Raw genomic sequence first — 14,871 nt, 5'->3', positions numbered from 1 at the left:
CCCCAGCCAGCGGTCAGCCCAGCGCCTGCTCCAGATCGGCGAGCAGGTCGTCGACCGTCTCGATGCCGACAGACAGTCGCACGAGATCGCCGGGAACTTCAAGCGGCGAGCCGGCCGCACTTGCGTGTGTCATCCGTCCCGGGTGCTCGATCAGGGATTCGACGCCGCCGAGGGACTCGGCGAGCACGAAAAGCTTGGCCCGGTTGCAGATCTCCACGGCGTGCTCCTCACCGCCCGCGGCACGGAAGGAGATCATGCCGCCGAACCGGCGCATCTGCTTGGCGGCCACCTCGTGCCCGGGGTGCGACGGCAGGCCCGGGTAGAGCACCTGGCCGACCTTGGCGTGACCGTCCAGGTAGGCCGCGATCCGCTCGGCGTTGTCGCAGTGCCGGTCCATGCGTACGCCGAGGGTCTTGATGCCACGCAGGGTGAGCCAGGCGTCGAACGGACCGTTGACCGCGCCCATCGCGTTCTGGTGGTAGCGCAGCTCCTCGCCGAGCGCCCGGTCCGCGGCGATCAGGGCGCCACCGACCACGTCGGAGTGTCCGCCGATGTACTTGGTGGTGGAGTGGACCACCACGTCCGCGCCGAACGCGATCGGCTGCTGGAGGTACGGCGAGGCGAAGGTGTTGTCGACCACCAGCAGCGCCCCGGCGTCGTGCGCAACGGCGGCCAGGGCCGCGATGTCGGCGATGCCGAGCAGCGGGTTGGTCGGCGTCTCCACCCAGACGATCCGCGTGGCGCCGGGCCGGATGGCGGCCCGTACGGCGTCCGGGTCGGAGACCTTCGCCGGGGTGTAGTTCAGGCCCCACCGCTCGGCGACCTTGGCGAACAACCGGTAGGTGCCGCCGTACGCGTCGTCCGGGATGACCACGTGGTCGCCCGGCTTGCAGACCGTACGCAGCAGGGTGTCCTCGGCGGCCAGGCCGCTGGCGAAGGCGAGCGCCAACGGCCCGCCCTCCAGGGCGGCCAGGCACTCCTGGAGCGCGTCCCGGGTGGGGTTGCCGGAACGGCTGTACTCGTAGCCCTGCCGGGGCGCGCCGACCGCGTCCTGGGCGTAGGTGCTGGTCTGGTAAATCGGTGGGATCACCGCGCCGGTGCGGGCCTCGGGGTCCTGGCCGGCGTGGATGGCGAGCGTCTCGAAGCCGTGACTCATGCCCGAGACGTTAGTCGGCCCGCCCGTCCCAGTGCTTGGAACCCGGGCGTGGGTAACCCGCCCGACCGCTCCGCCCTCGGGGTTCTAGGGGTGGTCGGGATCCCGGACTACGCTGCCCGGGTGAGCGGGTGCGTGTTCTGCGGGATCGTGGCGGGCGAGGTGCCCGCGTTCGTCGTCGCCGACGAGCCGGACGGAATGGCCTTCCTGGACACCCGGCCGGTCTTCAAGGGGCACGTGCTGGTGGTGCCACGGGCCCACCTGGTCACCCTCGACACACTGCCGGCCGAGGTGCTGCCCGGCTACTTCCGGCTGGTGCAGCGGATCATCGTGGCGGTGGAGACCGGCCTGGGGTCTGGTGGGACGTTCGTGGCGGTGAACAACAAGGTGTCCCAGTCGGTGCCGCACCTGCACACCCACGTGGTGCCCCGCACGAAGGGCGACGGGCTGCGTGGCTTCTTCTGGCCGCGTACCCGTTACGCCGACGACGCCGAGGCCGAGGGCGTCGCCCGCCGGATCGCCGCCGCGCTGGCCTGAGCGCGTCACGGGCGGGTAAGAAAGCGGGAACCGGCGGTGTTGCACGCTGGGAGAGGCAAGAGAGGAGTCCCACCGTGTTCCTTCGCCGCATGAAGGCCGAACTGCCCACCCCCGACCAGGCCCTGCCGGGCCGGTCGATCGCGATGCCGATCTCCGACCGGCACGAGGTGCTGCCCTCCTCGCTGAAGGGCCCGTTCCCGGCGGGCTCGCAGGTCGCCGTCTTCGGGATGGGCTGCTTCTGGGGCGCCGAGCGCCTGTTCTGGACCCTCCCCGGCGTGATCACCACCTCGGCCGGCTACGCGGGTGGCATCACCCCGAACCCGACGTACGAGGAGGTCTGCTCCGGGATGACCGGGCACGCCGAGGTGGTCCAGGTGGTCTACGACCCCACCCGGATCAGCTACGAGGACCTGCTCAAGGTCTTCTGGGAGAACCACGACCCGACCCAGGGCATGCGCCAGGGCAACGATGTCGGTACGCAGTACCGCTCGGCGATCTACGCCACCACCGACGAGCAGCTCGCCACCGCGCAGGCGTCCCGGGACGCGTTCGCGCCGATCGTGGCGCGGGCCGGCAAGGGCGACATCACCACGGAGATCGCCCGGGTCGGTGACTATTTCTTCGCGGAGGACTATCACCAGCAGTACCTGGCGCCGACCAAGAATCCGAACGGTTACTGCAACCACGGCCCGAACGGATTGAGCTGCCCGGTCGGGGTGGCCCGCACGTCCAACGCCGCTCACTGACCACCCATTGCGGTAACTGGCAAGGCCACTGGGTTCCGACCCGGCGGCCTTGTTCGGTGTCGGGGTCGGTTCGGTCGCATGGGCGTCAGCAACGACGCTGTGCCGCCGGCGGCTGTTCCGGCTGGCTCCGAACGCTCGTCAGCGTGGTGCGTCGGGCCCGGTCTCGTACGCGCACGGAAACGAGCATCTGTCACCGGCCGCGTCTTCCACGGTGAGCGCCGAGTTGTCCGCGTCAAGCCAGTAGCGCTGCCCCGGCTGGACAAGCAAGGGCCGCCGCAAGACCAGCGGGGCACCGCCGCCCGGGCGCACCTCGGAAATGAGCGTCAACCGCTCTGCGCGCGTCTCGCCTGCCATCCGCCAAAGATAGTCCGGGCCCCTCGGGCCGGCCAGAATGCGGAGCGGCATCCATCGTCGGACGTAGTAGCGCACTGTCCGCCAGGGTCCAAGAACCCGAACGGTTACTGCAACCACGGCCCGAACGGATTGAGCTGCCCGGTCGGGGTGGCCCGGGTGCCGTCCGACCGTCACTAGGCGCTTCGACCGAGCCGGCCGCCACCCCGAAACGGAACAGCAACCGTGCGCGTCGCTCGCCCACGTGGACCAGTGACGGACCCGCACCGCTCTCCCGCCAACATCGACGTGGAAATTTCCGGCCTGAGGTGTCGTATCGGCCCGGCGCCGTTCGTAGCGAGGATGGAGGCAGACACAGGTCCGCCCGAGACGAGGAGCAGACATGGCCGAGTACCTCATCTACTTCAACCAGCAGTGGGTGGGTGACCACACCGAGGAGTGGTTTCGCGGGCGCGGGCCACTCGCCAGCGCGGTCGTGGACGAGATCAAGGCAGCCGGGGCGTACGTGTTCGCCGGGGGACTGGAGGAAGACGGCCCCGTCTTCAGTGCCGACGCCACGAGCGGCACGTTGATGTTCACCGACGGGCCATACGTCGAGACCAAGGAGTGGCTGGGCGGGCTGACCGTGGTGGACGTGGCCGACGAGGAAACGGCCCGGATGTGGGCCGGCAAGATCGCGGAAGCATGCGGCTGGCCCCAGGAGGTCCGACGGTTCGGCCGCCTCCCGCAACCCGGTGATGAGTGAGTGGAAAGTCGGCGTACGGCGAGTCCTTGATCGACTCCGGGTGCGGCATGTGGTGGTCTCGGCAGGCCCGGAGACCGCCGTTTGCGCGACCTGGAGTCGATCAAGGCCGGGTGTCCGCTTTCCTCACTTTGCGGCGTTCTTCACACTGCGGGCCGGGCATATTTCCGACATTCGTCCCGCCTGAGCCGGAACGGCCGGCACCCGATCAACCACCGCCGAACGTGGCGCGCATCTTAGCAACCTCGCCACCGGTCGTCATCGGCTCAACAGGCGAGCCCTGACGGCCTCTGGCAGCATGGGCCGGCATGTGCGGACTGGCTGGGGAGTTCCGCCATGACGGTTCACGCGCCGATGTGGCGGCGGTGGAGCGGATGGCGGCCACCATGAAGGACCGAGGACCAGACGACAGCGGGGTGTGGTCACAGGGCCCGATCGCCCTGGGGCACCGCCGCCTGAAGATCATCGACTGCACCGCGGCGAGCGGCCAGCCGATCGTCGACGCCGCCGCCGGCCTCACCGGCGTCTTCAACGGCTGCGTCTACAACTATCGAGAGCTGCGCGCGGAGTTGCAGGCCAAGGGCCACCGCTTCTTCTCGTCCGGCGACAGCGAGGTCGTCGTCAAGGCGTACGCCGAGTGGGGGCTGGACTTCGTCGACCACCTGGTCGGCATGTTCGCGGTGGCGATCAGCGAGCGGGACACCGGCCGGCTGGTGCTGGCCCGCGACCGCCTCGGCATCAAGCCACTCTACCTCGCCGAGACGCCGGGCCTGGTCCGCTTCGCCAGCACCCTGCCGGCGCTGCTGGCCGGCGGCGGGGTCGACACCTCGATCGACCCGGTGGCGCTCGCCCACTACCTGAGCTTCCACAGCATCGTGCCGCCGCCGCGGACCATCCTGCGCGGCGTCGCCAAGCTCCCCCCGGCCACGATCCGGGTGTACGAGCCGGACGGTTCGAGCCGCGAACGGGTCTACTGGGAACCGTCCTTCGGCCGGGCCGCCGAGCGGGCCGGCTGGACCGAGCGGGACTGGCAGGACGCGCTGCTGGAATCGCTGACCACCGCCGTACGCCGGCGGACGGTGGCCGACGTGCCGGTCGGCGTGCTGCTCTCCGGCGGCCTGGACTCCAGCCTCGTCGTCGCGCTGCTGGCCGCGCAGGGGCAGTCTGGGCTGGCCACGTTCTCCATCGGCTTCGACGCGGTCGGCGGCCGGGCGGGCGACGAGTTCCGCTGGTCCGACCTGGTCGCGCAGACCTTCGCCACCGACCACCACCGGATCAGGGTGCCCACCGGCGACCTGCTGCCGCCGCTGGAGGCCGCCGTCGCGGCGATGAGCGAACCGATGGTCAGCCACGACTGCGTCGCGTTCTGGCTGCTCAGCCAGGAGGTCGTCCGGCACGTCAAGGTGGTCCAGTCCGGCCAGGGCGCGGACGAGATCCTGGGCGGCTACCACTGGTACCCGCCGCTCGCCGCCGTCGACCGGGATCGGGCGCTGGAGACGTACGCGAAGGCCTTCCTCGACCGCGACGCGGCCGGCCTGGCCCGGGTGCTCAACCCGGCGTGGCTGGCCGACGGCGACCCGGCCCGGGAGTTCGTGGCCGCGCACCTGGCCCGGCCCGGGGCGCAGACCGCGGTCGACGCCGGCCTGCGGATCGACACCCAGGTGATGCTGACCGACGACCCGGTCAAGCGGGTGGACAACATGACCATGGCGCACGGGCTGGAGGCCCGGGTGCCGTTCCTCGACCACGAGTTCGTGGAGTTGGCCGCGAGCTGCCCACCGGGGCTGAAGCTGGCCCAGGGCGGCAAGGGTGTGCTCAAGGAGATCGGCCGCCGGGTCCTGCCGCACGAGGTGATCGACCGGCCGAAGGGCTACTTCCCGGTGCCGGGCCTCACCCACCTGGAGGGCAAGCTCCTCGACCGGGTACGCGACGCCCTCACCGCACCCGAGGCCCGCCGCCGCGACCTGTTCCGCGCCGAGTACGTCGACGCGCTGCTCGCCGACCCGAACGCCGAACTGACCCCGTTGAACGGAAACAAGCTGTGGCAACTCGGACTCCTGGAAATGTGGCTCCAGAGCCACGGAATCGACTGACCGTGACCGGCACCCTCGCCACCGGCACGGCTCGACTCGACCGGGAACGGCTGCTGGGCAGCCGCCGGGAACGCGTCGGCCCGGGCGGTGACCCGATCGCGCCCGGCACTCCCGAGCCGCGACGCCAGCCGTCCGACGAACCCGGGGTGGTGCTGGACTGCGGCTGGGGCCGGCTGGTCTTCGGGCAGACCTTCACCGAGCAGACCGCCGTCGCCGACGTGCTGCGCTCGGAGGCGGCCGGCGCCCGGGACATCTGCGTCTACCTGCGCGACCCGCACGTGCTGGTCTCCCGGCTGCCGGACGAGCTGTTCATCGACCCGTCGCTGACGTACCGGCTGCCGCTGGGCGAGCGCCGGCCGGCCGCCGCCGAGGGCGGTGACGTCCCCGGACTGACCATCCGCCCGCTGTACGACGCCGACGACGCCGACGCGGTGAACCGGATCTACGCCCGCAACGGCATGGTCACCGCCCCGGTGCGGGTGCTGGTCGACAACGCCGTCGGCGACAAGTTCCTGCACCTGGTCGCCGAGGCCGCCACCGGCGAGGTGGTCGGCACCATCACCGGGGTGGACCACGTCGAGGTCTTCGCCGACCCGGAGAACGGGGCCAGCCTCTGGTGCCTGACCGTGGATTTCAACACCGCGCCGCCCGGCACCGGCCAGGCCCTGCTCACCGCGCTGGCCGACCGGCTCGACGCGCGGGGCCGCGCGTACGTGGACCTGTCGGTGCTGGCCGAGAACTCCGGCGCGATCCGACTCTACGAGCGGCTGGGCTTCCACCGCACCGGCGCGCTGTGCGTGAAGCGGAAGAACCCGATCAACGAGCGGCTCTTCCTCCCCGCCACCCCGCCCGGCTACGACGAGCTGAACCCGTACGCGAGGATCGTCGCCGACGAGGCGATGCGCCGCGGCATCCGGGTGGAGGTCACCGACCCGGACTGGGGTGAGCTGCGACTGGCCATCGGCGGCCGGACCGTCCACACCCGGGAGTCGCTGTCGGAGCTGACCTCGGCGGTGGCGATGAGCCGCTGCGACGACAAGCGGGTGACCCGGCGGATCCTCACCGAGGCGGGGCTTCCCGTACCGCGTGGCCGGACCGCCACCGGCGACGCCGACGACCTGGCCTTCCTGGCCGACGTCGGCCCGGTGGTGGTCAAGCCGGCGCGGGGCGAGCAGGGCCGCGGCATCACCGTCGGGGTGCGTACGCCCGCGGCGCTGACCGTCGCGGTCGAGCTGGCCCGGCGGTTCTGCCCGGACGTGCTGATCGAACAGCGGTGCGCGGGCGAGGACCTGCGGGTGATCGTCATCGACCACGAGGTGGTGGCCGCGGCCGTACGCCGGCCGGCGCAGATCACCGGGGACGGGGTGCACGACGTCACCGAGCTGATCGAGCGGCAGAGCCGGCGGCGGGCCGCCGCCACCGAGGGCGAGTCGCGGATCCCGGTCGACGACATGACCCGCGAGGTGGTGGCCGAGGCCGGGTACCGGATGCACGACGTGCTCCCCGAGGGCCAGGTGCTCGCCGTACGCCGGACCGCCAACCTGCACACCGGGGGCACCATCCACGACGTGACCGCCGAGCTGCACCCGGCGATCGCGGAGGCGTGTGTGACGGCCAGCCGGGCGCTGGACATCCCGGTCACCGGGCTGGACCTGCTGGTGCCCGCCCCCGACCGGCCCGAGCACGTCTTCGTCGAGGCGAACGAGCGCCCCGGCCTGGCCAACCACGAACCGCAGCCGACCGCCGAACGTTTCGTCGACCTGCTCTTCCCCGGCACCCGGGCGCCACAGCGGCTCTGGACGCCGGCCGGGCCGGGCCTGTGATCGAAATCCGTTGCCGCGGTCCCCGGGAAGTGGATAGCGTGGCGGTACACGGGAAAGGAGGTGGTCCAGCTTTGTATAGCAATCGGACTCGTGAGGTGGCTGTCCGCTAGCCGCTGTCCTCGACAGTAATCCCGTCCGCCGCGAGGCGGGCACAGGCACCATCGTCGAGACCGTGTGGCAGCGGTGCGGCGAATCCACGACAGCCACCCGACCCCCGGGGTGCCGGCCCAGTCCAGCCGGCCCGCGCGAGCGCGGAAGCCCCGGGGGTCGCTTCATGTCAGCGGCAGGAGGCGCCGTGTCCATGCGCGAGCTGGTGGTGCTCGGGACGGCCAGCCAGGCCCCCACCCGACAGCGCAACCACAACGGGTACCTGCTGCGCTGGGACGACGAGGTACTCCTCTTCGACCCGGGCGAGGGCAGCCAGCGGCAGATGCTGCACACCGGGATCTCCGCCACCGACCTCACCCGGATCTGCGTCACCCACTTCCACGGGGACCACTGCCTCGGCCTGCCCGGCGTGATCCAGCGGCTCTCGCTCGACCGGGTGCCGCACCCGGTGGCGGTGCACTTCCCCGCCGGCGACGCGGACTACTTCGCCCGGCTGCGCCACGCGGCGAGCTTCCACGAGACCGCCGAGTTGGCCGTCGAGCCGATCGGCGCCGACGGGCAGCGGATCGCACTGGGCATCGGCACGCTGGAGGCCCGCCGGCTGCGGCACCCGATCGAGACGTACGGCTATCGCCTCGTCGAGCCGGACGGCTGCCGGATGCTGCCGGAGAAGCTGGCCGCGTACGGCATCGCCGGCCCGGCGGTCGGCAAGCTGCTCCGCGACGGCCACCTCGACCTGGACGGACGCCGGATCACCCGGGACGAGGTGAGCGTGACCCGGCCGGGGCAGCGGTTCGCGTTCGTGATGGACACCGGGCTCTGCGACGCGGTGTGGGCCCTGGCCGAGCACGCCGACCTGCTGGTCATCGAGTCGACGTTCCTGGAGTCGGAGGCCGCGCTCGCCGCCGAGGTCGGCCACCTCACCGCCGCGCAGGCCGCGCGGGTGGCGGCCGAGTCGGCGGTACGCACCCTGGTGCTCACCCACTTCTCCCAGCGGTACGCCGACCCGCGCCGCTTCGCCGACGAGGCCCGGCAGCACTTCGCCGGCGAGTTGGTGATCGCCGAGGACCTGATGATCGTGCCGGTGCCGCCCCGGCGGGTAGTCTCGGCCCGGTGACCGTCACGCTACGCCCCGCCACCGCGGCCGACCTGATGGCGGTCGGCGCGCTGCACCAACGGTCCCGGATGGCGGCGTACTCGTCGTTCCTGCCGGCGGGGGCGCTGGCCCGGCCGACGCCGGAGGAGATGGGCCGGTACTGGGTGGAGCGGCTGACCTGGGAGGGCGCGGACCACCGGATGACCGTGGCCGTACGCGACGGCCGACTGGTCGGCTTCAGCTACCTCGGTCCGGACGACGCCGGCGACCCGGCCACGGGCCTGCTCAACGCCATCCACCTGGCGCCCGACGAGCGGGGGCGCGGCACCGGCCGGGCGCTCATGGTCGACGCCCTGGCCGCGATGCGGGCGCGTGGCTGGTCCCGTGCGGCGCTGTGGGTGCTCGGGGAGAACGCCTCCGCCCGCCGCTTCTACGAGCGCGGCGGGTGGACCGCCACCGGCGAGCAGCGGGACGAACACGTCGGCGCTGCGCTCGTCCCCCAGCTCCGCTACGCCCGACGGCTGTAAGGAGGGGCCCCCTATTAACGCCTGCGGTAGAGGAAGGGCCCCTTCTTAACAGCGTCGCCCGGCGTTCTCCTGCGCACGGGGTGTTAAGAAGGGGCCCTTCCTTACATCTCAGCGCGCGCCGAGGTGGGCGAGCAGGTCCTGTCGGGTCAGCACACCCTTGGGCTTGCCGTCGACCAGCACCAGCGCGGCGTCGGCCTTCTCCAGCAGGGCGACCGCCTCGCTGACCGGCTGCCCGCCGCCGATCATCGGCAGCGGCTCGGCCATGTGCCGCTCGATGGTGTCGTGCAGGTGGGCCTGCCCGGTGAAGAGCGCGTCGAGCAGATCCTTCTCGGCGATCGAGCCGGCCACCTCACCGGTGACCACCGGCGGCTCGGCCTTGAGCACCGGAAGCTGGGAGACGCCGTACTCGCGCATGTAGTCGATGGCGTCGCGCACCGTCTCGGTCGGGTGGACGTGCACCAGCTCGGGCAGGCCGCCCGGCTTGCCGGCGAGCGCGTCGGCCACGGTCGGCTCGGTGCCCGAGTTGTCCAGGAAGCCGTACCGGGCCATCCACCGGTCGTTGAAGATCTTCGACAGGTAGCCCCGGCCACCGTCCGGCAGCAGCACCACGACCACGTCGTCCGGGCCGGCCTTGCGGGCCACCTCCAGGGCGGCGACCACGGCCATGCCGCACGAGCCGCCGACCAGCAGCCCCTCCTCGCGAGCCAGTCGCCGGGTCATCTCGAAGGACTGCTTGTCGGACACCTCGACGATCTCGTCGGCCACGGTCCGGTCGTACGTCTCCGGCCAGAAGTCCTCGCCGACCCCCTCGACCAGGTAGGGCCGACCGGTGCCACCGGAATAGACCGAGCCCTCCGGGTCCGCGCCGATGACCTTGACCCGACCGTCGGACGCCTCCTTGAGGTAGCGGCCGATGCCGGAGATGGTGCCCCCGGTGCCGACGCCCGCGACGAAGTGCGTCATCTGCCCCTCGGTCTGCTTCCACAGCTCGGGGCCGGTGCTCTCGTAGTGCGAGCGGGGGTTGGCCGGGTTGCTGTACTGGTCGGGCTTCCAGGCGCCGGGGATCTCCCGGGCCAGCCGGTCGGAGACGTTGTAGTAGGAACGCGGGTCCTCCGGCGCGACCGCGGTCGGGCAGACCACCACCTCGGCGCCGTACGCGCGCAGTACGTCCTGCTTGTCCTGGCTGACCTTGTCGGGGCAGACGAAGACGCACTTGTAGCCCTTGAGCTGGGCCACCAGGGCCAGCCCGATGCCGGTGTTGCCGCTGGTCGGCTCGACGATGGTGCCGCCCGGCTTGAGGATCCCCGCCTTCTCGGCGTCCTCCACCATCCGCAGCGCGATCCGGTCCTTCACCGAACCGCCCGGGTTGACGTACTCCACCTTCGCCAGCACGGTCGCCTGGATGCCCTCAGTGACGTTGCGCAGGCGTACCAGCGGGGTGTTGCCGATCAGCTCGACGACGTTGTCGTAGTACTGCACCTCGTTGTGCCCTTCGTTACGGCACCGGCGCCGGCGGCCGGGCGGACATCAGTTCGTCGCCCAAGGGTACGTGTCGTCAGGGCACCACATGTCCCGGGACGACCGAGCTGCGACGCGCCTCCCACTCCAGGAACCGTTCGGTCTCGGCGAGCACGCTGCCGGCCAGCCAGCTGACCATCACGGCATCGTCGGCCAGGCCGAGAAGCCCCAGCGGGAACTCCGGAATCAGGTCGATCGGCGAGACGATGTACGCCGTCGCCGCGGTCATCAGGGCCAGCCGCAGGCCGCCGTCGTACTCCCCCTTCGCCGTGGCCCAGATCATCCGCGGCAGGGCCGCCAGCCGCCTACCCACCGGCGGACCGCTCCGCGCCCCCGCCATCAGCGCCCGGCCCAGCGCGGCGAACGCCGCGCTCCGCTTCAACGTCTTCGCCATGATCGTCGCCCCTTTCCGCCACCAGCGTGCGTTCCCGGCGCAAGTTTCGCCACTGTCGGCTCAGGTACCCGGAACCGTCGCCGCCCAGCCGCGCAATCTCAGGAGAGCGGGGTGTCGGTGCGGCGCGATAATGTCGGTTCATGGGGGACGCTGGTTCCGTCGCACCGGCCGGTTGGCGCGATGTCCGGCGGATCGCCCGCCTGGCGGCGATCGGCACGGGCGCCACCGTGGCGGCCACCGTCGCGACCGGCGGCGTGTTGCTCGGCCAGGCCCGGCAGGCCCGACGCACCATTCCGATGGCCGAGGCGCCCCCGCCGCGCTGCGACGGGGTCTATGGCGCGAAGCTCCCCGGCCCGCCGATCACCATGGTCATCCTCGGCGACTCCTCCGCGGCCGGCTACGGCGTGCACCGCCGCCGCGAGACACCGGGCGCGTTGCTGGCCACCGGGCTGTCCCGCCGGTTGCATCGGCCGGTGCGGCTGCACCGTTTCGCCGTGGTGGGTGCCCTGTCCGCCGGGCTGAAGCCACAGGTCGAGTCGGCCCTGGAGGTCGAGCCGGACATCGCGGTCATCCTGATCGGCGGCAACGACGTCACCAACCGCACATCACCGTCGGTGGCGGTGCGCTATCTGGTCGACGCCGTACGCACGCTGCGCGACAACGGTTGTGAGGTGGTCGTCGGCACCTGCCCCGACCTGGGGGCGATCCAGCCGATCCAGCCGCCGCTGCGCTGGCTGGCCCGCCGCTGGAGCCGTCAGCTCGCCGCCGCCCAGACGGTGGCCGTGGTCGAGGCGGGCGGCCGGACGGTCTCCCTCGGTGACCTGCTCGGTCCCCGGTTCGCCGCGGAGCCGGCCCGGATGTTCGCCTGGGACCGGTTCCACCCGTCCGCCGAGGGTTACGCGGTCGCCGCGGCGGCCCTGCTGCCCACCCTGCTCTCCGCGCTGGGCGCCGGCCCGGAGCGCCCGGCTCCACTCGCCGGCCGGGACGGCGTGCGGTCGCTGCCGGAGGCGGCCCAGGAGGCGGCCCGGCACGCCGGCACCGAGGTCAGCGGCACCCAGGTCCAGGGGCGCGACCGGGGTCCGGGCGGTCGCTGGGCGCAGCTCCGGCGGCGCGCCCACTTCGGTGTCGGCGCGGAGCCGCAACCGAGGACCGCCGCCGATTCTCCCACCCTCAAGGGGCTGGCATGAGCGGGCCTGTCAGGGGCATCATCAGGCACAACGCAGGCGTGACATGAGCACGCCTCGCAAGCTGGCCGGCCCCTGCGCCGGCCATGGGGAGGTGTCGCCATGACGGGGCGTAACGAACTCGTGGTCCGGCTGGGTCGGGCCGCGGCCCTCTCCCTGGTCGCCGGCACGGTGGGCGGGGCCGCCATCCTCGCCGGCCAAGCCATCGCCGCCCGCAGCCGCCAGTACGCCAAGCCCGAGCTGGGCCTCGCGCTGCGTGCCACGGTCGGCCGGGCCGGTGCCCCGCCGCTGCGCCTGGTGCTGCTCGGCGACTCGTCGGCGCTCGGCGTCGGCGTGGAGCGTTTCGAGGAGACCATCGGTGGCCAGTTGGCCCACCTGCTCACCGACGGGCCGGCCGGCAGGCAGGTGCAGCTGTCCAGCGTGGGGGTGTCCGGCTCCCGTACCACCGACCTGGCCACCCAGGTGGCCCGAGCGCTGCTCGGTGAGCGCCCCGACGTGGCGGTGATCCTGATCGGCGCCAACGACGCCACCGCGCTGGCCCGGCCTGCGGACGCCGCGGCGTACCTCGCCTCGGCGGTGCACCGGCTGCGCGAGGCCCACGTCGAGGTGGTCGTGGGCACCTGCCCCGACCTCGGCGCGGTACGCGCGGTCGCGTCCCCGCTGCGGCAGCTGCTCGCCTGGTCCGGCCGGCGGGTCGCCCGGGCCCAGAACGCGGCCGTCCTGGAGGCCGGCGGCAGCGTGGTCGACCTGGCCGCCGAGACCGGCCCGGTGTTCCGGGCGGACGCGGGGACGCTCTGCCACGACGGCTACCACCCCTCCGCCGACGGCTACCGGGTCTGGGCGCACGCCCTGCTGCCGGCGGTCGCGGCGGCGGCGACGGTCGCCTCCCGACACCACTGACCCGACGCCGGGCGTGACATTTCCCGCCCGGCAGCCGACTTCCGCCGCAAGTTACCGGCGAGTTAACGTTGGTTCATGCCGATTGAGTCGCCCCGCGACGCCGTCATCGTCGCCACCGCCCGGTCTCCCATCGGTCGCGCGGTCAAGGGATCCCTGAAGGACGTCCGCCCGGACGACCTCGCCGCCACCGTCGTCCAGGCCGCCCTCGACAAGGTGCCGGCGCTCGACCCCACCACGATCGACGATCTCTATCTGGGCTGCGGGCTGCCCGGCGGCGAGCAGGGCTTCAACCTGGCCCGGGTGGTCGCCACCCTGCTGGGCCTGGACGGCCTGCCCGGCGCCACGCTGACCCGGTACTGCGCCTCGTCGCTACAGACCACCCGGATGGCCATGCACGCGATCCGGGCGGGCGAGGGCGACGTCTTCGTCTCCGCCGGCGTCGAGACCGTCTCGCGGTACGCCCGCGGCAACTCGGACGCCCTGCCGCCGGAGGCGCAGGCGCTGGTCGGCGGCGGCTGGGAGAATCCCCGCTTCGCGGCGGCGCGGGCGCGCTCGGCGGCTCGCGCCCAGGGCGGCGCCGAGGTGTGGACCGACCCGCGCGAGGCCGGCCAGCTCCCCGACATCTACCTGGCCATGGGGCAGACCGCGGAGAACCTCGCCCAGGCGTACGACATCACCCGCGAGGAGATGGACGCCTTCGGCGTACGCAGCCAGAACCTGGCCGAGAAGGCGATCGCCGACGGCTTCTGGGCCCGCGAGATCACCCCGGTGACCACGCCCGACGGCACCGTGGTCAGCGCCGACGACGGCCCGCGTCCGGGGGTGACCCTGGCGGGCGTGGCCGGCCTGAAGCCGGTCTTCCGCCCGGACGGCCGGATCACCGCCGGCAACTGCTGCCCGCTCAACGACGGCGCCGCCGCCGTGATCATCATGAGCGCCCAGCGGGCGAAGGACCTCGGCGTCACCCCGCTGGCCCGGATCGTCTCCACCGGCGTGACCGCGCTGTCCCCGGAGATCATGGGCCTCGGCCCGGTGGAGGCGTCGAAGCAGGCTCTCCGGCGCGCCGGCATGACCATCGACGACGTCGACCTGGTCGAGATCAACGAGGCGTTCGCCGCCCAGGTGATCCCGTCGTACCGGCAGCTCGGCATCCCCGAGGAGAAGCTGAACGTGATGGGCGGCGCGATCGCCGTCGGGCACCCGTTCGGCATGACCGGAGCCCGGATCACCGGCACCCTGCTCAACGCCCTGGAGTGGCACGACCGCACCATCGGTCTGGAGACCATGTGTGTCGGCGGCGGCCAGGGCATGGCCATGGTGCTCGAACGACTGAGTTAGAGGGCGGAGCGGGTCCGGGCGACGGCGGCGGCGGCCTCGGCCAGCACCGACTCCGACGGGCCGGCCGCCGCCAGATCGGCGGCGACCACCCGGAGCTGGTCGGGCAGCGCCAGGTCGCCGTCGAGCCGGGGCACCTCCCGGCGCGGGCCGCCCTCCGCGTCCGCCGCCAGGTTGGCGATCTCCTGCACCAGCTTGTGCACCAGGTCGGCCCGGGAGACGTTGCCGCCCTCGGCCGCCGCCGACCAGCGCGGCTGCTGCCAGTGCCCGACCTGACGGACCAGCAGCTCCACCGCCCGGTCCAGTTCCGCTGCGCTCATCGCGGCCGAGTCTACGACGGCTCCAACTCGCGGCAGACGCGCCG

15 protein-coding genes are annotated in these 14,871 nt (G+C 72.4%); 10 read left to right on the top strand and 5 right to left on the bottom strand.

Annotated features, from left to right (window positions below):
* Window positions 1-13 precede the first annotated feature (13 nt).
* The gene (locus GA0070604_RS04200) at window positions 14-1,156 is read right to left on the bottom strand and encodes a cystathionine gamma-synthase (protein WP_091114461.1); all 1,143 of its coding nucleotides are present in this window, start codon (window positions 1,154-1,156) and stop codon (window positions 14-16) included.
* Window positions 1,157-1,276: 120 nt separating this feature from the next.
* Between GA0070604_RS04200 and GA0070604_RS04195 the strand changes: the two genes are divergently transcribed.
* Both GA0070604_RS04195 and msrA read left to right on the top strand, forming a co-directional pair.
* Complete coding sequence (locus GA0070604_RS04195) at window positions 1,277-1,690, top strand: HIT family protein (RefSeq protein WP_091126891.1); 414 nt, start codon at window positions 1,277-1,279, stop codon at window positions 1,688-1,690.
* A 74-nt stretch (window positions 1,691-1,764) separates the two neighbouring features.
* The gene (gene msrA, locus GA0070604_RS04190) at window positions 1,765-2,436 is read left to right on the top strand and encodes a peptide-methionine (S)-S-oxide reductase MsrA (protein ID WP_091114457.1); all 672 of its coding nucleotides are present in this window, start codon (window positions 1,765-1,767) and stop codon (window positions 2,434-2,436) included.
* A gap of 138 nt (window positions 2,437-2,574) precedes the next feature.
* Here msrA and GA0070604_RS32255 read toward each other — a convergent pair whose 3' ends face one another.
* Window positions 2,575-2,790, bottom strand: coding sequence for a hypothetical protein (locus GA0070604_RS32255; RefSeq protein ID WP_167363366.1), 216 nt, complete (start codon window positions 2,788-2,790; stop codon window positions 2,575-2,577).
* Between the two features lie 379 nt (window positions 2,791-3,169).
* On the opposite strand from GA0070604_RS32255, the gene GA0070604_RS04180 reads away from it, so the two are divergent.
* From GA0070604_RS04180 to GA0070604_RS04160, 5 genes are all read left to right on the top strand, one after another.
* Entirely contained in the window at window positions 3,170-3,532 is a 363-nt protein-coding gene (locus tag GA0070604_RS04180) for a YciI family protein (protein WP_091114450.1), read from the top strand.
* 305 nt (window positions 3,533-3,837) lie between these two features.
* Entirely contained in the window at window positions 3,838-5,622 is a 1,785-nt protein-coding gene (locus GA0070604_RS04175; protein ID WP_091114447.1) for an N-acetylglutaminylglutamine amidotransferase, read from the top strand.
* A 2-nt stretch (window positions 5,623-5,624) separates the two neighbouring features.
* Window positions 5,625-7,445 carry an N-acetylglutaminylglutamine synthetase gene (gene ngg / locus GA0070604_RS04170; protein ID WP_091114444.1) on the top strand — a complete coding sequence of 607 codons (1,821 nt, stop codon included), beginning with the start codon at window positions 5,625-5,627 and terminating at the stop codon, window positions 7,443-7,445.
* Window positions 7,446-7,740: 295 nt separating this feature from the next.
* Window positions 7,741-8,670 carry a ribonuclease Z gene (locus GA0070604_RS04165; protein WP_091114442.1) on the top strand — a complete coding sequence of 310 codons (930 nt, stop codon included), beginning with the start codon at window positions 7,741-7,743 and terminating at the stop codon, window positions 8,668-8,670.
* A complete protein-coding gene (locus GA0070604_RS04160) occupies window positions 8,667-9,176 on the top strand; it encodes a GNAT family N-acetyltransferase (RefSeq protein WP_091114439.1) in 510 nt (169 codons plus the stop codon). Before GA0070604_RS04165 ends, GA0070604_RS04160 begins: the two co-directional genes overlap by 4 nt.
* 108 nt (window positions 9,177-9,284) lie before the next feature.
* Here the strand turns inward: GA0070604_RS04160 and GA0070604_RS04155 are convergent, their stop codons facing one another.
* On the bottom strand, window positions 9,285-10,655 hold the full coding sequence (locus tag GA0070604_RS04155) for a cystathionine beta-synthase (RefSeq protein ID WP_091114436.1): 1,371 nt from the start codon (window positions 10,653-10,655) through the stop codon (window positions 9,285-9,287).
* A 76-nt stretch (window positions 10,656-10,731) separates the two neighbouring features.
* Complete coding sequence (locus GA0070604_RS04150) at window positions 10,732-11,088, bottom strand: YkvA family protein (protein ID WP_091114432.1); 357 nt, start codon at window positions 11,086-11,088, stop codon at window positions 10,732-10,734.
* Window positions 11,089-11,228: 140 nt separating this feature from the next.
* On the opposite strand from GA0070604_RS04150, the gene GA0070604_RS04145 reads away from it, so the two are divergent.
* From GA0070604_RS04145 to GA0070604_RS04135, 3 genes are all read left to right on the top strand, one after another.
* Window positions 11,229-12,275, top strand: coding sequence for an SGNH/GDSL hydrolase family protein (locus GA0070604_RS04145; RefSeq protein WP_091114428.1), 1,047 nt, complete (start codon window positions 11,229-11,231; stop codon window positions 12,273-12,275).
* A gap of 99 nt (window positions 12,276-12,374) precedes the next feature.
* The gene (locus tag GA0070604_RS04140; RefSeq protein ID WP_091114424.1) at window positions 12,375-13,172 is read left to right on the top strand and encodes an SGNH/GDSL hydrolase family protein; all 798 of its coding nucleotides are present in this window, start codon (window positions 12,375-12,377) and stop codon (window positions 13,170-13,172) included.
* A gap of 75 nt (window positions 13,173-13,247) precedes the next feature.
* Entirely contained in the window at window positions 13,248-14,510 is a 1,263-nt protein-coding gene (locus tag GA0070604_RS04135; protein WP_091114420.1) for an acetyl-CoA C-acetyltransferase, read from the top strand.
* Here GA0070604_RS04135 and GA0070604_RS04130 read toward each other — a convergent pair.
* Window positions 14,507-14,827, bottom strand: a complete 321-nt coding sequence (locus GA0070604_RS04130) for a hypothetical protein (RefSeq protein ID WP_091114417.1) — start codon at window positions 14,825-14,827, stop codon at window positions 14,507-14,509. The two genes, GA0070604_RS04135 and GA0070604_RS04130, sit on opposite strands and share 4 nt — an antisense overlap.
* Between the last annotated feature and the right edge of the window lie 44 nt (window positions 14,828-14,871).

It is taken from the genome of Micromonospora eburnea (assembly GCF_900090225.1).
Taxonomy (GTDB): Bacteria; Actinomycetota; Actinomycetes; order Mycobacteriales; family Micromonosporaceae; genus Micromonospora; species Micromonospora eburnea.
This window is presented reverse-complemented; position numbering and strand designations above follow the sequence as displayed.